The sequence below is a fragment of the Thalassolituus oleivorans MIL-1 genome, assembly GCF_000355675.1.
Taxonomy (GTDB): domain Bacteria; phylum Pseudomonadota; class Gammaproteobacteria; order Pseudomonadales; family Oceanobacteraceae; genus Thalassolituus; species Thalassolituus oleivorans.
On record NC_020888.1, the window covers coordinates 1,875,766 to 1,896,070 of the forward strand.

The window sequence follows — 20,305 nt, forward strand, 5'->3', positions numbered from 1 at the left end:
CCTAGCAGCTTCGTATCAACATTAGTTTAAGATGCCTTAATGATGCAACTTTAGTTCTGATTTTTGGAACTAAAGTTGATACATTGTTTGCTGAAAAAAACGGTGAAAATTATAACTTTATGATTTTTAAAGATTTTTATGTGACACCGGAAGTATCAGCATTACTTCGTCGCACTCCCACACAATAAACATCCCTTTACTACCAGCATCAATCATTGATTAATTGCTCGCGGATCGAGAGCAACTCTTGTCGCCGCTCCTCGCTCGTTTCTGGATACTTCATATCCATATCTTTATAGGCATCTAAGATGACTTGGGAAACGATCAAGCGTGCATTCTTTTTATCGTCTGCCGGCACCACATACCAAGGCGAGCACTCTGTGCTGGTTGCACTCAAGCAGGATTCATAGGCCCTCATGTAGTCGTCCCAGTGCTGCCGCTCGTTGATGTCAGCTATTGTGAACTTCCAGTTTTTCTCTGGTTGATCAATGCGGTCAATAAAGCGCTTGCGTTGCTCGTCTTTTGACAAGTGCAAAAAGAACTTAATGACTTTAGTGCCATTGCGATGCATGTGCTGTTCGAAATCAACGATGGATTTATAGCGATTAGGCCAAATCGCATCATCATTTAGCAGACTGTCCGGAAGTTTTTGATTTTTAAGAATTTCGGGGTGCACTCGTACAATTAAAACTTCTTCATAGTATGAGCGATTGAATATACCGATACGTCCGCGCTCAGGTAAGCACTGAGTGGTGCGCCATAAAAAATCATGATCCAGTTCTTGAGCACTTGGGTGTTTAAAACTAAATACCTGGCAGCCCTGCGGATTAACACCCGACATGACATGTTTGATGACCCCGTCTTTTCCGGCAGCATCCATTGCCTGAAATATAAGCAGTAAAGAATGACTGTTATCGGCGTATTGCAACTGTTGCTGCGCACTTAGCGCAGCAACTTGTTCAGCTAACAGTTCTTTATATTCTTTTTTACTTCGATAGACCGGCTCAACCTGAGTAGGAAGCCTGGATAAATCCACAGCGATGCCTTCAGGGACTTTAAATTCGCTGGTCTTTATATTCATTTTTCGTCCTTGTCTTAATCTTGAGGGCTTAGTGCGGCATCAACGATTTGCTGCGCTTCATTGAGAATATCCTGCAAATGATTCTCGCCTTTAAAGCTCTCGGCGTAGATCTTGTAGATATCTTCGGTGCCCGATGGGCGCGCTGCAAACCAACCGTTTTCCGTGGTCACTTTTAAACCGCCAATCGCGGCGTCATTTCCCGGTGCCTTCGTCAGGACGGCGGTAATCGCTTCGCCTGCCAACGACGTTGATTTCACTTGCTCTGGTGATAGCTTCGACAGCTTGGCTTTTTGCTCCGGAGACGCCGCCGCTTGAATACGATTTTCGATGGGTTCGCCCATCTCGCGTGCTAAGTCTTGGTACATCTGCGCTGGATCACGCCCAGTTTTAGCGATAATTTCTGCTGACAGCAAAGCAGGAATAAGGCCATCTTTGTCCGTGGTCCAGACTTGGCCATTGCGGCGCAAGAAGGACGCCCCTGCACTTTCTTCACCGCCAAAGCCCAAAGAACCATCGACCAAGCCGTCGACGAACCATTTAAAGCCGACCGGTACTTCAACAACCTTACGACCCAGTTTTGCACCCACACGATCAATCATCTGGCTGCTTACTAAGGTTTTGCCAATGGCGGTATCTTGCTTCCAGTCGGGGCGGTTTTGAAATAAGTAATTAATGGCCGCGGACAAGTAATGGTTCGGCGGCATAAGGCCAGAGCTCGGCGTCACGATACCGTGGCGGTCGTGGTCCGTATCGCAAGCAAAGGCGATATCGAATTTGTCTTTTAACGCAATCAACCCTTGCATCGCATAAGACGACGATGGGTCCATGCGGATCTTGCCATCCCAATCGACACTCATAAAACGGAACGTGGTATCAACTGTTTGGCTCATCACTGTAAGATCAAGCTTGTAACGTTCAGCAATGGCTGGCCAATAGTGCACCCCTGCTCCGCCTAATGGATCAACGCCCATACGCACACCGGCGTTACGGATAGCATCCATATCGATCACGCTGTCGAGATCGTTTACATAGTTATTGAGGAAATCGTACACATGCGTTGTCGGCGCTTTCAGTGCTTTCTCGTAAGAGATGCGTTTTACGCCGCGCAAGCCATCTTCCAACAGTGCATTGGCATGTTGCTCAACCCATTTGGTCACATCGGTATCGGCCGGGCCGCCGTTGGTTGGGTTGTATTTGAAGCCACCGTCGCTCGGTGGATTGTGCGACGGAGTGATGACAATACCATCAGCCAGACCGGTGGTGCGGCCTAAGTTGTAGCAAAGAATGGCATGTGAAATCGCCGGTGTTGGTGTGTATTCGCCTGCTGGAGCTATCATCACTTCAACCCCGTTAGCGGCGAGTACTTCGAGGGAGCTAACAAGCGCCGGCTCAGATAAGGCGTGGGTATCAATCCCGATAAACAGCGGACCATTGATATTTTGCAGCTTGCGGTATTCACAAATTGCTTGGCTTATCGCCAATACGTGGGCTTCGTTGAAGGATTTATTGAATGAATTACCACGATGGCCGGAAGTACCAAAAGCAACACGCTGAGCAGCAATCGCAGGATCAGGGACTTCGCTGTAATACGCAGTAACCAGCTTAGCGACGTTAACTAAAATCTCTTCAGGAGGAAGCTTTCCTGCTAGTGGATTAATGATCATGCCTGTATTCGATTGACTCAACTTGCACCTCCAGTGCGGGGCTAATTTTTACAATGACTGCCATTGTACCTTCTGGTGAGGAGTTTACGAGTTGGCAACGGCGGCAATGATCACATTCCAGTCCATGCAGTGGGCATTTGCACCACTTTACTATAAACTTCGCCGCCATTATCCCTCGTCACTGTTACATTGCCGATTTCAATTTATGATTTCGCTGGCATTGCCAATTGTGGCTTTAGGGCTCTTATTTTTAGTTAGGTAAAGTGTCGTTATGTATATCGTTGGTCAGCGTTGGATCAGTGAAGCTGAAACGGATTTAGGCTTAGGACTCGTGCAGAGTGTCGATTTCCGAATTGTAACTGTTTACTTCCCAGTTATTGATGATAGTCGCACCTATGCTGCGGACAATGCCCCGCTCACTCGCGTTGTTTTCGCTGTTGGCGATACGGTTCCGCTGCAAGATGGCTCTGCAATGACCATCACCGAAGTGCAGGAACAGAAAGGTATTTATTTCTACGGTGATGCCGATCAATTTATCCCTGAAACGCACCTAAGCGGCAATATTCAGCTTAACTCCCCATCCGACCGTTTATTTACCGGCCAAATCGACAACAACAACCTTTATGAATTACGCCAAACGGCCTTGCAGCGCTTAGCTAAGCTACGTCAGCGTCCGTTCTATGGTTTGCTTGGTGCTCGCACGAGTTTATTAGCGCATCAGCTCTATATTGCTGAACAGGTCACCCAAGATGCCATCCCTCGCGTACTGCTAGCCGATGAGGTGGGTTTAGGTAAGACCATTGAAGCGGGCCTTATATTGCATCGTTTGCTACTACAGCAGCGCATTCAACGGGTGTTGATTCTGGTTCCTGATCACTTGTTGCATCAGTGGCTGGTGGAAATGACGCGCCGTTTCAATTTGCGCTTCGCCGTAGTTAACCGTGCCGCCATTGCCGAGGAAGATGATCTATTTGAATCAGACCAGCTATTTCTCTGCCCGCTATCGATGGCTACCGAAGATGATGTGGCTGCTCAAATCCTTACTAGCGATTGGGATATGTTGGTGGTCGACGAAGCGCACCATCTTGAATGGACGCCAGAAGGCCAAGATGCCAGCTATAGCTTAGTTGAGCATATCTCTACGCAGTCGCCAGGCTTGTTACTGCTAACTGCAACACCTGAGCAGCTCGGCGTTGCTGGTCACTTTGCGCGCCTGCGATTGCTTGATCCGCAACGCTATACGAGCCTAGATCGTTTTATCGAAGAGCAACAGGCCTATCAGCCAATTGCAGAACTAGCAGCAGAGATTGCGAGCGATAAAGAGCTGAGCGCGAGTCAGCAAACACACTTGCTCGAATTGTTACCCGATCTCGGTTCAGATGCCGACCGCAATCGTCAGCTGGATGCTTTAATAGATCGTCACGGACCTGGCCGGGCGCTATATCGCAATACCCGTCACGGTGTTACTGGGTTTCCTAAACGCGTTCCAAGCATCACCACACTGCCATGCCCTGAAGACTACCAAGGTGATGGCTTGCCGGGTTTGCACCCAGAAATGGATATGCCTAACTGGTGCGACATGGATCCGCGCGTCGAATGGTTGAATGCTCTGTTAAAATCCAATCCAACCGATAAGGTGGTACTGATCTGTCACAAAGCGACGACGGTACTCGACATCGAAGCGTACCTTTGGGAGAAGCATGGCATTCAAGTGGCGGTATTCCACGAGCAAATGGATTTAGTGGAGCGAGATCGTGCGGCTGCTTACTTTGCCGATCAGGAACAAGGTGCAAAACTACTTCTCTGCTCAGAGATCGGTAGCGAAGGCCGTAACTTCCAGTTCGCCCGTCACTTAGTTCTGTTCGATTTGCCACTTAACTGCGACTTAATTGAACAGCGCATTGGTCGTCTAGATCGTATCGGCCAGAAGCACGATATCCAGATTCACATCCCAGTATTTGAAGGCCACATCACCCAGCAATGGGCAACCTTGCTTAATGATGGGCTAGATGCGCTTAGCCGCCCTAACCCTGCGGCTCAGCCATTACTTGAACGTAATCGCTTGGAGATAGAGACAGCGCTTAACAACGCGACCGATCTTACTGAGTTAACGCAGAAGCTAGCAACTGAACGTACTGAATTACTGGCTGCATTGGAAACTGGTCGTGATCGCTTGCTCGAGTTGCATTCTTGCCACCCTACTCGTGCACGTAAATTAGCCAGAGATATGAGCATTGCCCATATCGAAGACGAAGCCGACTTAAATGACTTCCTTGAATTGTTCGCCGATGCCTTTGGCCTTGAGTTGATTGAACTGGGCGGCGATTGCATAACCATTGCCCCAGGCGATCACATGCTAGTACCAGATATGCCGCACCTACCTGAAGATGGCTTCATGGCCACGACTCGTCGTGAGGTTGCCCTCGCACGCGACGATGTCCAATTCTTGAGTTGGGAACACCCCTTTGTTGATCAGGCGCTTGAGCTTATTACTAGCGGACCTGCAGGCAATGCCGCGGTGGGCTATGTCGAAAATCATGAGTTCAAAACCGGCGATTGTTACTTGCAGTTGCAGTTCGCTGCGCGCTGCCCAGCACCTAAGGCATTGCGTGTGGAGCGTTATCTACCACCTGACGCTATGCATCTAACCATGACACCGAAAGGTGATCTAAAGGTTAATGAGCCTGAGTGTGCACCGTTTGTTCTACCTCTAAAGCGCGGAACAGGACGAGGCTTACTTGAGCAAAAAGAAGCCGAGATTAAGCCCCTCATCGCGCGCCTAGAGAAAATGGGCGGCAATCAGCTGGGTAAAATGATTGAACGCGCCCGCAACAAAGCCGATGTCGCGTATACAGACAGAAAAGCACGTTTAGTTGCCTTAGCCGAGCATAACCGCAATATTTCGCCTGCCATGCTGGCTGCGGTTGATACTGAACGCGCTGCGGTACTTGCTGCGATTGAAGATGCGCAGCTGGTGCTCGATAGCGTACGAGTGGTTTTCTGCGGTTAATTTTTGTCGCTTGAACAAGATGCACAAAACAAAAAGCCCGCCCCTATTCATCACAATAAGGGCGGGCTTTTTTATTGCTAAACAACTAAAGGATCACAACTGGCGAGATGGTGTTCTCATGGTAACGAACTCTTCAGCAGCGGTTGGATGTATACCGATAGTGCTATCCAAAATTACTTTAGTTGCGCCCGCCTTCATCGCCACAGCCAACCCCTGCATGATCTCACCGGCATCAACACCGACCATGTGCGCACCAAGAATTTTATCTGTGCTGGTTTGTACTAGTAACTTCATATAAGCGCGTTCGCTCATGCCGCTCATCGTGTGTTTCATTGGCCGAAACTCAGATTCAAACACACTGACATCACCGCCAAATTGGCATGCAGCTTCTTCTTCGGTTAACCCTACCGTCGCGATATTCGGTTGGCAGAAAACCGCTGTGGCTATCGTGTTGTAGTCTGTCGGAGTGGCATCGCCGTCGAACTGCTGCGCAACAAATGTCATGCCCTGCGCCAATGCAACAGGTGTTAGAGCCGGCGTGCCGATTACGTCACCTAATGCATAAATACTGTCGACGGTTGTTTTAAAGTGGTCATCCGTAATGATGGTGCCATCTTCACGCATAGCAATACCAAGAGCTTCCAATCCTAAACCATCGGTCATCGGGCGGCGTCCTGTGGCATACATGACCGCATCACAAGCGATCGTTTCGCCATTAGTGAATGCGCAAATCAAACTGCCATCAGCCTGCTTTTCTATTTTTTCTATGTCACAACCCGTACTAATGCGCACGCCCTTCTTGGCAATTTCGTTGGCGGCGAACTCACGAACCTTACTATCAAATCCACGCAGTATTTGTTCGCCACGATACGTGAGCGTTGTTTCAGCGCCCAAACCATTGAAGATGCCAGCAAACTCAACAGCAATATAACCACCGCCGACGATGACGATACGTTGTGGAAATTCATCGAGATAAAATACGTCGTTCGAAGTTATTGCGAATTCAATCCCAGGAACCTTAGGGACGAAAGGCCAGCCACCCGTTGCGATTAAAATCCGCTCTGCCGTTAACTTTTGTTCGCTAACAGCCACTGTGTGAGGATCAATAATCGAGCCCGTGCCATTAATAATTTCAACGCCTGCATTCTTAAGCATATTGTCATATATGCCATTTAAGCGTTTGATTTCGTTGGTTTTATTATCGCGTAATTCAGGCCAGCTGAATTGATCTAACGTCGCATGAACACCAAAGCCTGCGCCTTCTTTTAAGTGGCTTGCGTATTCAGAGGCGTACACGAATAGCTTTTTGGGAACACAACCGACGTTAACGCAAGTACCGCCCAAATAACGACTTTCGATAACTGCCACTTTTTTGCCGCGAGCTGCCGCCATACGGGATGCCCGCACTCCGCCAGACCCTGCTCCAATGACCAAAAGATCATAATCGTAATTCATTGCTTGCCTCGATTGGATGGTGCGATTTGATGTAGCGCAATGGAGTGATGCCCAGCCGACTGTGCTATCAACTGCGATTAACTACCGGCCCTCACAAGAGTAGCCCGAATATCAACACGACCCGGCTGAGTGTCTTTGTCGATATTAATCTGATTCACGACGATGCCGAAGCGTGAGTTCAGTGCTTCTAGCCATGTAATGGTGTCGTCGAATGAAACATTCTCTAGCCAAATACGCAAGCCGCTGCCATCTTGCTCATAGCGCGTTAGGGTTATGTTGCTTTTACGTGCTTGCTGCGTCACAACAGCCAGCAATGGCTGCTCCGCTGCGGCATTAACCCCAGTGGTGCCATTGTTGAATTGCGCACCGTTGTTTGCCATTAGATTATAAAGTGCCAGCTGTTTATCCAACTCAACTGCGAGTGTATCTTGGCGCTTTAACATAGGGGCAAATACAATCGAGAACACGATAGCTAATGCGGCAAATATCGCTACGCCATTAACAATATTACGATCACGCCCAGGAAGCTGGCCGTACCAATCTTTCGCGGCCGTAACGCGAGGATCTTTATTTAGTTGATCTGTGATCACGGTTAACGCTTTCATGCGGCAGCCCCTCCAACTTTTAAGCGCCCTTTTACAACGCCTTTATCGGTCGTTGCTGATGCAATATCGGCTGTCATTCCACTTTTCTCTAATGCCTGCTTGAAGGTCTGTAAATCACCCATTGCCGTTGCAGTGACTTCGATCACCAGCTCATCAAGACGATCCGCATAACGAACACTTTGCAACTCAATACTCTTTTGCAAAGACGCACTGGCGTAAACTCGTGATACATTGGCCATCATGGCGATAAAACCACCACTTCCTGCAGTCGCACCACCATCTAATTTTTCACGGAACTGACGCTCTAAACTGCGAACCCGCTCGCCGGGAAACCACTGTTTGTACAAGGCTAGACTTTGACTTCTAACTTCTGCGACTTGTTGAGCTTTAAGCCGATTGTCTGCAAACAAATACAAACCCGACAGCACTGCAAATACTGCCGTCATGGCCGCAATACCAGCCCACCACTTATTGGCCTTATGAGTTTCTTGCTGAGCCAGACCTTTACCTGACAGCAAATCAGCTGTTGCGGGGATCGACAATAAAGCGGGCGACGTAGGCTCTATACGTATCGAAGCGAAGCAATCTGGATAGCCGGTTTCGATACTGGTTTTTAATAAGTTGGCTTGATCGAGGTTATTGCCAACAATAATCAATTCATCGGCGGTAAAATCTGCAAGCACTGACTCTAAAACGGCGGCAATTGCACTCTCCGGTACTCGCCCTTCAAAACGTCCCGGCAGCTGAATCAACCAATCTCCCGCATCGTATTGAATGCTTGAAATAAGCGGCAAGGCTGCTGTTTCAGGAACTAGCGCTTGAACTCTCACATGGTGCAAGTCACACAAGTCTAATAAACGCTCAGTGATATCATTGGCAACAACATACGCTCGATGATAGGTTTTATAGCTACCAGAAGTGAGCACGGTAAAATCGTTTAGGTCGCCAAGAATCAACTCCTCTAAAGCGTACGGCATGGCACGATTCACCATGCGCGCTTTAATACCGGGTAATGATACCCAGTGAGCAACGTAGTTACTTGCCGATAGCTGCAGGGTTACCGCCGTCAATTCCGGCAGGGTGTCCGCCCATTCTTCTAACGACTTCACTTCTTGATTGGTATGGACTGTCCATTGACCTAGAGTGGCATGCCACTGCACTCTGATTGCGTTCGTTGTCATCCTATTACTCTATTTGATTAGCTGTGCTAACTGGGTCTACCGGACGCGATTCTCGCCGTGAAAAATCACGATATAGCGTGGTCATAATTCCGGTATCAACAGCGCGATGTATTACCGCTTCCAGTGTTGCCATACGCCCACCCAAATCGATTCGGGCAAACAATTCAAAATATTCTGTGCGAACAGAGAAATCCGTTTTACTCCAGCGACTATCTACTTCCTGATCGTTATTGTTGCCGTCGGAATCATTGTCGTCATTCTGACCGTTTGTACGTGCCTTGGTAAAGGGCTCAACCTGACTTAGCGCCCAAAAATCATCAACACTGCTAAAACCATCGTCTCCGCGCGCATTGACAATGGCCTGCCCATCGGCAAGGGTAAGCTCGCTATCTAATGAAGCCAGCACAATGGCTGGCGCAGTGTTGACGTTCAACTGAGCCGTAACCGGCAGACAAGCGACATAAGGTTCTAATTTGCTGTATGACGCAGCATCCATATTCTCGATTAGTAACAACTCTGAGGTATGTTTGCAGTCTTGATAGGCGGCACGGTAAGGAACTTCCGCCGATAGATAGCGATCATCATCCTGACTCTCTGGATTCAACCAATTGGCCCACTCGGTTGCCAGCTCAACATCCAAACCAAGCAAATTCAGCAACTGGCGAAAACGTGTCGTTTGAATAGCTTTGTTCGGAGCGTCTGGTGCCAAACTATTAAGATTAAAACGTCCTTGGGCATCCGATAAATGCAGAAATATCGTTCCTGGTTCTAGCGGAAATGACCTATCAACCGCCCACTCCTCACCGAGGTGATCCTTTTCTTTATCGGCTTCCCAGTCCATATAAAGACCTTGTCGTACAGCCTGCTCTGCGGCATACGAAAATTCTCTGGCTTGCTGCAGCGCGAGCTGTCCAGAAACTCGTTCTAAGTCGATAGATTGCCGCTCAATCATGGAGGTAGCTAGAATTGCCACAATAGAAAATATTAGCAGCACCATTAGCAGTACCATGCCAGACTGCCGGTTTTTACCAGTTAACCTATTGGTGTAATTTCGACGTGACGACAACGCAAGCATCAGGTATCAGCCTTGTCATGAGCTAACAACCAAAGTCGCTCGATAAAACCAAGCCGTGGCAGTTCTATCTGCCAACGCATAGCAATCGGATACTCTGGCTTATTAGGATCCGAAACTGGCGGCCAGCTATCGTAATTTGTGCGCTCGGGCTGTGCACCGACTTCAGTGGGAGCAGTTTCGGCGGTAAGCTCAATCGTGAGGCTAACCACCTGCTCTAGCACCACTTGCGATTGCACTTCAATGTCGGTGGAACGATCCAAGTGCGGCCAGAAATAACGCACTAGACAATCGCCTTTAGGGTCTGTCTCGCCCCACTGCTCTAGCCTCAATCGAGCGCTTTCGCATTCATCACTATCAAGCGGCTCTATACGATAGGCTACTCGTTGAAGTGTCGAGCGCGGATCGTTAGCGACTGGAGAGTTACGCCACCCCGCTCGAGTAAACTCAAGTAAGTAGTCGCCATTATCCAGCAGTAACGATGGCTGGGTGTCGCCGTACTCATCTCGAATTGAGCGATTAATAAACTGTTCTAAGTCGCGAGTAATGACTTGGTTAAAACGCTGAAGGCCAGCCAATTGCTCTGAACGAATATCAGTATTACGCGACGCCTCGCTGATATTACTTAATAACTGCACAGCACCGACCCCAATAATGGCAGTAATGCTAATCGCTACCATCACTTCCAAAAGGGTGAAGCCTCTTTGCAGTCGTGACTGCTTAGGGTTTAAAACCGGTGGTACGGACACACGCTTCATATCAATGAGTGCCCATAATAGTTGCCAGCGAAATTAAGAAGTTTTCTTTGTTATTGATGTCAGCCACAGAAACAGTGACACGATTCAGGCCAGGAAAAGCCGTCGCTTCAACAACCACATTAATGCGCCATTCGCGATCGGCAAGCTTGGTCGTGTCGTTACTTGTTCCTACTGCGGGCTGACCTGCCAACCGAATTTCTGCCATGCGATTTTCTGCAACATAGGACGCTAACGACTTATCGGCCATATAAAGTAGATTATTGACGCGCATACTGGCGGTGTCGGTAATTGTTACCGCTACAACAGCAAAGATGGTGATGGCGATCATCACTTCAATCAGGGTGAAGCCGCGGCTGCGCTTAATTTTCAAAGCGTTCCACCTCAATGGTTACTGGATTAAATCCATCACCTTTCACGGTAATAAGAAACGCCTGATCATCAATATGTCCAAGCTCTATCCGAAACGGCGTGTACTCATCCGATGACAAAAATAAAAGGGCCGGCAGCGGTCCTTCATCATCCCCATCGCCTTGCAAGGTTTCGGTATCGACCTCAACCCCTTCAACAAACAACGCAAGCGACACTTGCTCTGGCACTTCTATCGTAGCGCCTAATCGCCCACTGTAGGCTTGCCACGGATTCTTAGCGAGCGCATCGAGCTCTTCGCGATCCAAGCCAGCAGTAAACTCTTGAGAGTTGATATCTTGATAGGATAACAAGGTGGTACTTTCCGGCAGTATTGCCACACCCAGATCGATATTTTGAAATACGGCTTCTTCGCGATACATGTCGAATGCACCTTGAAAGCGGCGAGCAAGCTGTTCAGTTTCGCTTTGCGCCTGACGCCCACTACCTCCAAGGTTAACCATCGACAGCAACAAGCCGATGATGACAAGCACCACCATTACTTCTAACAGGGTAAACCCCCGCTGCTGTTGCTGCCGATGTGTCATTACATTTCCTGACTGCTGATATCAGCGGCGTCGGCTTCGCCACCTTCAGAGGCATCTGAACCTAAAGAAATGATCTCGTACTGACCTTTATTCAAGAAGTATAAGAACTCACCACCCCACGCATCAGTAGGCACCGAATTTCCTTTTAGGTAACCACTACTACGATAGTTCTTTGGCTCTGGCGAACCTGAAGGCTTCTTAACAAGCGCTTCTAAACCTTGCTCGGTAGTTGGATAGGTATAGTTGTCCAACTTGTACATATCCAATGCGCCTTCGATCAACTTAATCTGGCTTTTGGTTGTTTTGATTAGAGCATCGTCTGCAGCTCCAAGAATGTTACCTGCGACCAAGGCCATAATACCGCCGATAATTGCTAGTACGACCATTACTTCGATCAAGGTAAAACCAGCTTGGCGTTTTTTAACGGGCATTATCATTCTCCTATTGCACCATTTTTTGAAGTTCAAGAATTGGGAGCATGATGGCAACAACAATAGTGGCAACAATTACCCCCATCACAAGAAGCATCACGGGTTCGAAAATTTTGACCAAGGCTGAAATTGTATTTTCAAGGTTGGCCTCCTGTTGGGATGCAGTGCGAGCGAGCATTGAATCTAGCTCTCCACTGCTTTCGCCACTGGCTATCATGTGCAACATGATCGGTGGGAAATGCTTGGTTTCAGCAAGTGCGCCATTTAACGTTCCACCTTCACTAACCCTCACGGTAGCAGCGGTTAATGAATCTTTAATTGCCATATTGGTGACAACTTGACTAGCGATGCGCATGGCTTCAACGAGTGGCACGCCACTACTCGTTAGGATGGCTAGCGTACTACCAAACCGAGCCGTATTAGCATCGCGCACAAATCCATTTAAACCGGGCACATTAAGTAAAAAAACATGAAACCCAAACCGGAATTTCTCACTTTTAAGTCCACGTACAAAAGCCACTATTCCAACAATCACAATAATGGCAGTTACTAAGCCGTAGTCGGTTATAAAGGTACTAATGTCGAGCATAGTTTGCGTCAGCCAAGGCAACTCCTGACCGTTTTTAACAAATACCTGAACGATATCGGGGACAACATAGGTTAACAAGCCAACGACAATCCCCAACGCTACGATACTCAGGATGATCGGATACATGGCAGCAAGTTTAATCTTCTGCCCCGATATATGGGACGACTCTGTGTAGTCTGCTAGACGATTAAGAACTGCATCCAAATGCCCTGCATGTTCGCCTGCACTAACGGTTGCTCGGTATAAAACAGGGAATGCACGCGGATATTCAGCCAAGGCATTTGCCAGCGTATAACCTTCCAGAACTTTGGCTCGGATGGCCAGCACCATAGCTTTGATACGTTGCTTACCCGCTTGTTCAGAAAGTGCTCGTAAGGATTCGTCAATCGGGAGGCCGGCAGCGATAAGTGTTGCTAGCTGACGGGTCAGCAAAGACAATTCAGCAACCGAAAGAGACGGGGCAAAGTTAAATACCCCTGTACCCTTTTGCTTTACAGTTGTCGCCTCGACAGAAACTGGCATCCAGCCCTTTTCACGCAATTGTTGGCGAATTTGACGAGCACTATCCCCCTCAAGGACGCCTTTCTTTTGCTTGCCCTTCTGATCAAGAGCTTGATACTCAAACGCAGCCATAAATTAAGCTTTCGCCACCCTTAACAATTCTTCGATAGTGGTGCTTCCGGCAAGAACTTTACGAATACCATCTTGGCGAATGCTCGGCCCCAAAACACGAGCATGACGCTCGAGATCTTGTTCGCCAACTTGATCGTGAATTAAGGTTTTAAGTTTTTCATCGACTTCGATGATTTCATAAATACCTTGGCGACCTCGATATCCAAGCTGATTGCACTTTTCACAGCCTTTAGCGTGAAAAATCTTCGGCGGATTAGCTTCATCTGCATCTAGGATTTTGCACTCAGAGGCATCTGCGATGGTCGATGTTTTGCAATCATTACAGAGTACACGCACTAAACGTTGAGCGATAACACCGATCACACTCGATGACAGCAAAAACGGCTCGACCCCCATGTCTTGCAAGCGCGTAATCGCACCTACAGCGGTATTTGTATGCAGTGTCGACAACACTAAGTGACCAGTCAAACTCGCTTGAATGGCAATTTCAACCGTATCTAGATCTCGAATCTCCCCGATCATAACCACATCGGGGTCCTGACGAAGAATAGCTCGCAAGCCTTTAGCGAACGTCATATCCGCTTTTAAATTCACCTGTGTTTGACCTATCCCCGGCAGACTGTATTCAACAGGGTCTTCGACTGTCAGAATGTTACGGCTAGTATCGTTGAGATCACTTAGTGCCCCGTACAGCGTTGTGGTCTTACCCGACCCCGTAGGGCCGGTCACTAAAATAATGCCATGGGGTTTACTAATAATATTGCGCATGGCCGCGAGGTCTCGCGCCGCCATACCCAGTTGGCCAAGACCCAAACGACCGGCCTGTTTATCCAATAGGCGCATAACCACGCGCTCGCCGTGGCTTGAGGGCATTGTCGATACGCGGACATCCACTTCGCGACCACCGATACGCAGTGCGATACGGCCATCTTGTGGAACTCGTTTTTCAGCGATATCCAGCTTAGCCATAACCTTAATGCGAGAAACAAGCAGAGCAGCTAAAGCCCGCTTAGGTTGCACCACTTCACGCAATACACCATCGACACGAAAACGCACAACTAAGCGTTTTTCGTAGGTTTCAACGTGAATATCGGAAGCACCTTCTTTTACCGCTTCGGTGAGCAAAGCATTAATCAGGCGTTTAATAGGCGCATCGCCTTCCTGTTCGAGCAGGTCTTCAGTCTCTGGAACGGAATCTGCCAAGCTAGCAAGATCCATATCCTCACCTAACCCTTCAACCATATCCATGGCCTCGGAAGAATCGCTTTGATAAGCCAAGCCTAGTCGTCGATTAAATTCGTCATCGCCGACAACAACCATATTAAATGGGGCGGACAGATGTCGTTGAACTTCCATTAAGGCGGTGGCACTTAGACCTTCGCGATATACAAGTGTCAGTCCATCCCCTTGCCCTTCAACGATCACTCCAAAGCGCTTAGCAAAGCTAAATGGCAAGCGAGTGCTTAGCTGGCCACCCTGCACAGCATGCACCACATCATCAATTAGAGGCGGATTATCTACCTCAACCTCAGAAACCTGATTAGTCATATTTTTCCTGAAATACGGCCAATGCCCGAATAATCAAAACCTTGGCGGCATAAGCTCTTCGGATCGTACTGATTTCGCCCATCAATAATGATGGGATGTTTCAGTAGTTTTTTAATGGCATTAAAGTCGGGTTGACGGAAGGGCTTCCACTCCGTCACTAGCACCAATGCATCTGCGTCTGTTAGTGCGTCGTATTGGTGCTCACACAGAGTAACGCATCCATCCTTAAAATAAGAGGACGGAAAATGCCGCTTTGCCTCATCCATCGCAACGGGATCATAAGCACGCACTTTGGCGCCAGCCGCAACCAGCTGGTTTATCAGAACAAGGGAGCTAGCCTCTCGCATATCATCCGTACCGGGTTTAAATGCCAACCCCCATATTGCGATTGTTCGGCCACTGAACTCAGCTCCGAATCGTTCGGTCAGTTTCTCAAACAAGCGTTGTTTTTGCGCCTGATTGCATGCTTCGACGGACTTGAGAATCTGAGTTGGGTAACCGAACTCGTCCCCCATGCGCATCAAAGCTTTTACATCTTTAGGAACGCAAGAGCCACCGTAACCACTCCCTGGGTAGATATATGAGTAGCCAATACGACTATCGGAGCCGATTCCTTTGCGAACATTCTCGATATCAACCCCCATGCGCTCGGCAAGATTTGCCATTTCATTCATAAACGAAATTTTGGTTGCAAGCATGGCAGTGGCAGCGTACTTGGTAAGCTCGGCATCACGAACCCCCATGAACATGAGCTTGTCGTGATTACGTGAAAAGGTGTGATACAAATCCGACATTACTTCTTTGGCGTAATCTGATTCAACACCAAGAATGATCCGATCTGGACGCATAAAGTCTTCAACCGCCGCGCCTTCCTTCAAAAACTCTGGATTTGAAACGACGTCAAATTCAAGCGAAAGGTTTCTAGCGGCCAGCTGCTCAGCTATGACGGCACGAACGCTATCGGCAGTACCAACTGGGACGGTTGATTTATTAATGACAACTGCGCGTTGATTTAAATTGCGACCAATATCCTTGGCCACATCCAAAACCTGCTGCAGATCCGCCGAGCCATCATCATCCTGAGGGGTACCTACAGCGATGATATATACATCAGATGAAGTCATTGCTGACGTCAGGTCGGTCGTAAAATTTAAACGCCCAGCCAAGCGATTATTCTGAACAATTTGTTCTAGACCTGGCTCATAGATTGGAATTCGACCACTTTCTAGCAGTCCGATTTTTTCGACATCGACATCCACACAGGCAACTATGTTGCCCATCTCTGCAAAACAGGCTCCAGTAACCAAGCCTACGTAACCGGTGCCAATAACGGTGATGTTCAATCTCTATTCCTTTATTCGATTCTTTCGATTAGACGGTAACTTACCTTATTACGAAAAAATGACAACTCGATGACATAAAAAAACCCGGCCGTAGCCGGGTTCTTTTAAGTGCCTGATCTTACAGAGCATTTTCCAATTCTGGAACTGCATCGAATAGATCAGCAACCAAGCCGTAATCAGCAACTTGGAAGATTGGCGCTTCTTCATCTTTGTTGATGGCAACAATGACTTTAGAGTCTTTCATACCAGCCAAATGCTGAATCGCACCTGAGATACCAACAGCAACATACAAGTCTGGAGCAACGATCTTACCCGTCTGACCAACCTGCATGTCGTTTGGAACGAAACCAGCATCAACTGCTGCGCGAGACGCGCCAACCGCTGCGCCGATTTTATCAGCAACTTTGTACAGCATTTCAAAGTTGTCGCCATTCTGCATACCGCGACCACCAGAGATAACGATCTTGGCGCCAGCAAGTTCTGGACGATCTGATTTAGCCAGTTCTTCACCAGCAAATGCAGACAAGCCAGCATCTTTAACAACATCTAATGCTTCAACTGCTGCTGAACCACCTTCTGCTGCCGCTGCATCAAATGCAGTTGCACGAACAGTCATCACTTTGATGCTGTCAGAAGACTTAACGGTAGCAATAGCGTTACCCGCATAAATTGGGCGAGTAAAGGTATCAGCAGATTCAACGCCGATTACTTCAGAGATCATATTCACGTCAAGCAATGCAGCTGAGCGTGGCAAGAAATCTTTACCAGTAGTGGTAGCAGAAGCCAAAATATGGCTGTAGCCAGTACCGATTTCAGCAACCAATTCGCCCATATTTTCAGCTAATTGATATTCGTATGCTGCATTGTCAGCAAGCAATACCTTGCTTACACCAGCAACTTTAGCAGCAGCTTCAGCTACCGCGCCGCAGTTGCTACCAGCAACCAAAACAACAACATCGCCACCAATTTTGGCAGCAGCAGTAACAGTATTCAGAGTAGCGCCTTTAAGAGCGGCGTTATCGTGTTCTGCGATTACTAAGATAGACATTACACAATCCTCTCTTACAGCACTTTGGCTTCGTTTTTCAGTTTCTCAACCAGCTCGCTTACGCTGCCGACCTTGATACCAGCAGAGCGTTCAGCCGGCGGAGTTACCTTAACTAGAGCCATAGTAGACTTAACTTCTACGCCCAAGTCAGCAGGTGTAGTCACATCAAGAGGCTTACGCTTGGCTTTCATGATGTTTGGCAAAGATGCGTAACGTGGTTCGTTCAAACGCAAGTCAGTCGTTACAACAGCAGGCAATTTCAGAGCAACAGTACGCAGACCGCCGTCGATTTCACGAGTAACACTTACTTTGTCGCCATCAATAGCCACTTCAGAAGCGAACGTGCCTTGACCCATACCAGTCAATGCCGCAAGCATCTGACCAGTTTGGTTGTTATCGCTATCGATGGTTTGTTTACCCAGCAATACGATTTGAGGCTGCTCTTTTTCAACAACTGCTTTCAGCAACTTGGCAACAGTCAAAGATTCTAGCTTCTCTTCGGTTTCGATCAGGATGCCGCGATCTGCACCAAGCGCCAAAGCAGTACGAATCTGCTCTTGAGCGACTTTAGGACCGATAGAAACGACAACGACCTCAGTTGCGATGCCTTTTTCTTTCAGGCGCACAGCTTCTTCAACTGCGATTTCGCAAAATGGGTTCATAGCCATTTTGACGTTGGTCAGATCAACATCAGAGTTGTCTGATTTAACGCGGACTTTCACGTTGTAATCGATTACGCGTTTAACAGCGACAAGAACCTTCATAGATTCCTCGTATTTATCTAGTTGGATGAATAAAGGGCCTAATAACACACCGACAGATGACACAGTCACAAACGGATACCCTTTCCAGCGCGCAACATTATTGTGATGTTTGCCTTGAGCGTCAATAGCAGCGGCCTGATATGCTACCGAAAGCCCTGATTTACCGCGCCTTTTGCCTTAAATCAGTTGCCTGACGTCTGCACAATCGTATAATGGCGAGCCGTTTTAAAGCCCGTAACAAGCTTTCAGCCTATAGAGTGCGAACAACTGCCCTGTAGAAATTGGTACGAATTAAGCGTTATCAGTAAAATTTTCGGGTGATAAGAAAATAATGTGGATCCTCTGATCCCGTCGCTCCCCGCTCATATTGAGGAGATAAACTATGCAACGTGAAGTAATGGAATACGACGTAGTCATCGTCGGTGCTGGCCCTGCTGGCCTATCGACTGCTTGTCGTTTCAAACAACTCGCCAACGAAGCGGGTCAAGAACTATCTGTATGTCTGGTTGAGAAAGGCTCCGAAATTGGCGCCCATATTTTGTCTGGCGCCGTCATAGAAGATCGCGCTTTGACTGAGTTATTCCCAGATTGGAAAGAGCTAGGCGCTCCACTTAACGTGCCAGTCAAAGGCGACGAAGTGTACTTTTTAACCAGTGGTGAGAAAGGCATCAAAACGCCACACTGGGCAATTCCAAAGCCTATGCACAATGACGGCAACTACATTGTCTCCTTAGGCAATGTTTGTCGCTGGCTCGGCGAACAGGCGGAAAACCTAGGCGTGGAAATCTATCCAGGCTTCCCTGCTGCTGAAACGATCATCGAAGACGGCATCGTTAAAGGTATCGTTACCGGCGACATGGGCGTTGATGCTCACGGCGGTGAAAAAGCCGAATACACTCCCGGTATGGAGCTGCGCGCCAAGTACACTGTCTTCTCTGAGGGCTGTCGCGGCCACCTAGGCAAGCAACTGATAGCCGACTTCAAACTAGACGCCGGCAAAGATCCACAGCATTACGGCATCGGTATTAAAGAGCTTTGGGATATCGACCCAGCGAAACATGAAGAAGGCTTGGTAATACATGGCGCTGGCTGGCCATTAAATGAATCCAAGTCATCTGGTGGCTTCTTCTTATATCACTCAGAAAACAACCAAGTTGTCGTTGGCTTGATTACTGACTTGTCGTACAGCAACCCACACGTCAGCCCATTCGATGAATTCCAGCGCATGAAGCACCATCCAGTATTAAAACAATACTTGGAAGGCGGCAAGCGCGTATCTTACGGCGCTCGCGCTATCGCTAAAGGCGGCGTTAACTGCTTGCCTAAAATGACCATGCCAGGCGGTTTATTGATTGGTTGTGACGCTGGCACTCTGAACTTCGCCAAGATCAAAGGCACGCACACTGCAATGAAGAGCGGCATGATCGCTGCTGAAGAAATGTTCAAAGCTATCAGTGCTGGTCGTGAAAACGATGAACTGGTTGAATTCACCGCATCATTTGAAGCATCTTGGGCTTACAAAGAACTTGAGCGTAGCCGTAACTTCGGTCCTGCTATGCACAAATTTGGTATGTTTGGCGGTGCAGCATTTAACTTCATCGACCAAAACATCTTCCCGATCCCTGTGACACTGCATGACACAACCCCGGATTACGCCACCCTTAAGCCGGCTGCTGAATCCAAGAAGATCAACTACCCTAAACCAGACGGCAAATTGAGCTTTGCCAAGCTGGATTCGGTATTCATCGGTAACGTAAACCATGCGGAAGACCAGCCATGCCATCTGAAACTAAAAGATGCCAGCATTCCACTCGCGGTAAACCTGCCTAAGTACGATGAGCCAGCTCAGCGTTACTGCCCTGCTGGAGTTTACGAAATCGTAGAAGATGAGAAAGGTCAACGCTTCCAGATCAACTCTCAAAACTGCGTTCACTGCAAAACCTGTGATATCAAAGATCCTGCACAGAACATCACCTGGGTAACCCCCGAAGGTACTGGCGGTCCGAACTATCCGAACATGTAAGTGTTTGATTAATAAAAAAGGAGCCGAAAGGCTCCTTTTTTATTAATCCCACTATTGTTTCGAGAGCCTGACCCGCAAAGCCCCCACCGCACTTGCCAATCACCAAGCAAAAAAAAGAGCCCAAAGGCTCTTTCTTGACACCAACAA

General features: G+C 48.1%; 17 protein-coding genes. 2 read left to right on the plus strand and 15 right to left on the minus strand.

The window, feature by feature from the left end:
- Positions 1 to 208: 208 nt before the first annotated feature.
- Both TOL_RS08435 and pgm read right to left on the minus strand, forming a co-directional pair.
- Complete coding sequence (locus TOL_RS08435) at positions 209 to 1,081, minus strand: ADP-polyphosphate phosphotransferase (RefSeq protein ID WP_015486901.1); 873 nt, start codon at positions 1,079 to 1,081, stop codon at positions 209 to 211.
- Between the two features lie 14 nt (positions 1,082 to 1,095).
- Positions 1,096 to 2,745 (minus strand): phosphoglucomutase (alpha-D-glucose-1,6-bisphosphate-dependent), encoded by a 1,650-nt coding sequence (gene pgm, locus TOL_RS08440; RefSeq protein WP_015486902.1) that lies wholly within the window; start codon positions 2,743 to 2,745, stop codon positions 1,096 to 1,098.
- 271 nt (positions 2,746 to 3,016) lie between these two features.
- On the opposite strand from pgm, the gene rapA reads away from it, so the two are divergent.
- Positions 3,017 to 5,755 (plus strand): RNA polymerase-associated protein RapA, encoded by a 2,739-nt coding sequence (gene rapA / locus TOL_RS08445; RefSeq protein ID WP_015486903.1) that lies wholly within the window; start codon positions 3,017 to 3,019, stop codon positions 5,753 to 5,755.
- Positions 5,756 to 5,848: 93 nt separating this feature from the next.
- Here the strand turns inward: rapA and gorA are convergent, their stop codons facing one another.
- From gorA to TOL_RS08510, 13 genes are all read right to left on the minus strand, one after another.
- Positions 5,849 to 7,210 carry a glutathione-disulfide reductase gene (gene gorA, locus TOL_RS08450; protein WP_015486904.1) on the minus strand — a complete coding sequence of 454 codons (1,362 nt, stop codon included), beginning with the start codon at positions 7,208 to 7,210 and terminating at the stop codon, positions 5,849 to 5,851.
- A 77-nt stretch (positions 7,211 to 7,287) separates the two neighbouring features.
- The gene (gene gspM / locus TOL_RS18305) at positions 7,288 to 7,815 is read right to left on the minus strand and encodes a type II secretion system protein GspM (RefSeq protein WP_015486905.1); all 528 of its coding nucleotides are present in this window, start codon (positions 7,813 to 7,815) and stop codon (positions 7,288 to 7,290) included.
- Entirely contained in the window at positions 7,812 to 8,996 is a 1,185-nt protein-coding gene (gene gspL, locus TOL_RS08460) for a type II secretion system protein GspL (RefSeq protein ID WP_015486906.1), read from the minus strand. Before gspL ends, gspM begins: the two co-directional genes overlap by 4 nt.
- A gap of 4 nt (positions 8,997 to 9,000) precedes the next feature.
- A complete protein-coding gene (gene gspK / locus TOL_RS08465) occupies positions 9,001 to 10,071 on the minus strand; it encodes a type II secretion system minor pseudopilin GspK (protein ID WP_015486907.1) in 1,071 nt (356 codons plus the stop codon).
- Entirely contained in the window at positions 10,071 to 10,826 is a 756-nt protein-coding gene (gene gspJ / locus TOL_RS08470; RefSeq protein ID WP_041588454.1) for a type II secretion system minor pseudopilin GspJ, read from the minus strand. Before gspJ ends, gspK begins: the two co-directional genes overlap by 1 nt.
- A 1-nt stretch (position 10,827) precedes the next feature.
- Positions 10,828 to 11,196: a type II secretion system minor pseudopilin GspI gene (gspI, locus tag TOL_RS18310; protein WP_015486909.1), complete on the minus strand. Its 369-nt coding sequence runs from the start codon at positions 11,194 to 11,196 to the stop codon at positions 10,828 to 10,830.
- On the minus strand, positions 11,186 to 11,779 hold the full coding sequence (gspH, locus tag TOL_RS18315; protein WP_015486910.1) for a type II secretion system minor pseudopilin GspH: 594 nt from the start codon (positions 11,777 to 11,779) through the stop codon (positions 11,186 to 11,188). Before gspH ends, gspI begins: the two co-directional genes overlap by 11 nt.
- Positions 11,779 to 12,210: a type II secretion system major pseudopilin GspG gene (gene gspG / locus TOL_RS08485; protein WP_015486911.1), complete on the minus strand. Its 432-nt coding sequence runs from the start codon at positions 12,208 to 12,210 to the stop codon at positions 11,779 to 11,781. The genes gspH and gspG overlap by 1 nt, the downstream gene beginning before the upstream one ends.
- Before the next feature lie 10 nt (positions 12,211 to 12,220).
- On the minus strand, positions 12,221 to 13,432 hold the full coding sequence (gene gspF, locus TOL_RS08490; RefSeq protein ID WP_015486912.1) for a type II secretion system inner membrane protein GspF: 1,212 nt from the start codon (positions 13,430 to 13,432) through the stop codon (positions 12,221 to 12,223).
- Between the two features lie 3 nt (positions 13,433 to 13,435).
- Positions 13,436 to 14,980, minus strand: a complete 1,545-nt coding sequence (gene gspE, locus TOL_RS08495; RefSeq protein WP_015486913.1) for a type II secretion system ATPase GspE — start codon at positions 14,978 to 14,980, stop codon at positions 13,436 to 13,438.
- Positions 14,977 to 16,323, minus strand: a complete 1,347-nt coding sequence (locus tag TOL_RS08500) for a UDP-glucose dehydrogenase family protein (protein ID WP_015486914.1) — start codon at positions 16,321 to 16,323, stop codon at positions 14,977 to 14,979. Before TOL_RS08500 ends, gspE begins: the two co-directional genes overlap by 4 nt.
- Before the next feature lie 118 nt (positions 16,324 to 16,441).
- A complete protein-coding gene (locus TOL_RS08505) occupies positions 16,442 to 17,371 on the minus strand; it encodes an electron transfer flavoprotein subunit alpha/FixB family protein (RefSeq protein WP_015486915.1) in 930 nt (309 codons plus the stop codon).
- Between the two features lie 14 nt (positions 17,372 to 17,385).
- Positions 17,386 to 18,135 carry an electron transfer flavoprotein subunit beta/FixA family protein gene (locus TOL_RS08510; RefSeq protein WP_015486916.1) on the minus strand — a complete coding sequence of 250 codons (750 nt, stop codon included), beginning with the start codon at positions 18,133 to 18,135 and terminating at the stop codon, positions 17,386 to 17,388.
- 382 nt (positions 18,136 to 18,517) lie between these two features.
- Here TOL_RS08510 and TOL_RS08515 point away from each other — a divergent pair, with 382 nt between their 5' ends.
- Positions 18,518 to 20,158: an electron transfer flavoprotein-ubiquinone oxidoreductase gene (locus tag TOL_RS08515; RefSeq protein ID WP_015486917.1), complete on the plus strand. Its 1,641-nt coding sequence runs from the start codon at positions 18,518 to 18,520 to the stop codon at positions 20,156 to 20,158.
- Positions 20,159 to 20,305: the final 147 nt, after the last annotated feature.

Excerpts from the sequence above, each read along its gene's own strand:
- gspG (WP_015486911.1), bottom strand. The coding sequence starts at position 12,210 with ATGCCCGTTAAAAAACGCCAAGCTGGTTTTACCTTGATCGAAGTAATG.
- gspF (WP_015486912.1), bottom strand. The coding sequence starts at position 13,432 with ATGGCTGCGTTTGAGTATCAAGCTCTTGATCAGAAGGGCAAGCAAAAG.
- gspE (WP_015486913.1), bottom strand. The coding sequence starts at position 14,980 with ATGACTAATCAGGTTTCTGAGGTTGAGGTAGATAATCCGCCTCTAATT.
- TOL_RS08505 (WP_015486915.1), bottom strand. The coding sequence starts at position 17,371 with ATGTCTATCTTAGTAATCGCAGAACACGATAACGCCGCTCTTAAAGGC.
- gspJ (WP_041588454.1), bottom strand. The coding sequence starts at position 10,826 with ATGAAGCGTGTGTCCGTACCACCGGTTTTAAACCCTAAGCAGTCACGA.
- rapA (WP_015486903.1), top strand. The coding sequence starts at position 3,017 with ATGTATATCGTTGGTCAGCGTTGGATCAGTGAAGCTGAAACGGATTTA.
- gspL (WP_015486906.1), bottom strand. The coding sequence starts at position 8,996 with ATGACAACGAACGCAATCAGAGTGCAGTGGCATGCCACTCTAGGTCAA.
- gorA (WP_015486904.1), bottom strand. The coding sequence starts at position 7,210 with ATGAATTACGATTATGATCTTTTGGTCATTGGAGCAGGGTCTGGCGGA.
- pgm (WP_015486902.1), bottom strand. The coding sequence starts at position 2,745 with ATGATCATTAATCCACTAGCAGGAAAGCTTCCTCCTGAAGAGATTTTA.
- TOL_RS08510 (WP_015486916.1), bottom strand. The coding sequence starts at position 18,135 with ATGAAGGTTCTTGTCGCTGTTAAACGCGTAATCGATTACAACGTGAAA.
- gspH (WP_015486910.1), bottom strand. The coding sequence starts at position 11,779 with ATGACACATCGGCAGCAACAGCAGCGGGGGTTTACCCTGTTAGAAGTA.
- gspK (WP_015486907.1), bottom strand. The coding sequence starts at position 10,071 with ATGCTTGCGTTGTCGTCACGTCGAAATTACACCAATAGGTTAACTGGT.
- gspM (WP_015486905.1), bottom strand. The coding sequence starts at position 7,815 with ATGAAAGCGTTAACCGTGATCACAGATCAACTAAATAAAGATCCTCGC.
- TOL_RS08435 (WP_015486901.1), bottom strand. The coding sequence starts at position 1,081 with ATGAATATAAAGACCAGCGAATTTAAAGTCCCTGAAGGCATCGCTGTG.
- TOL_RS08515 (WP_015486917.1), top strand. The coding sequence starts at position 18,518 with ATGCAACGTGAAGTAATGGAATACGACGTAGTCATCGTCGGTGCTGGC.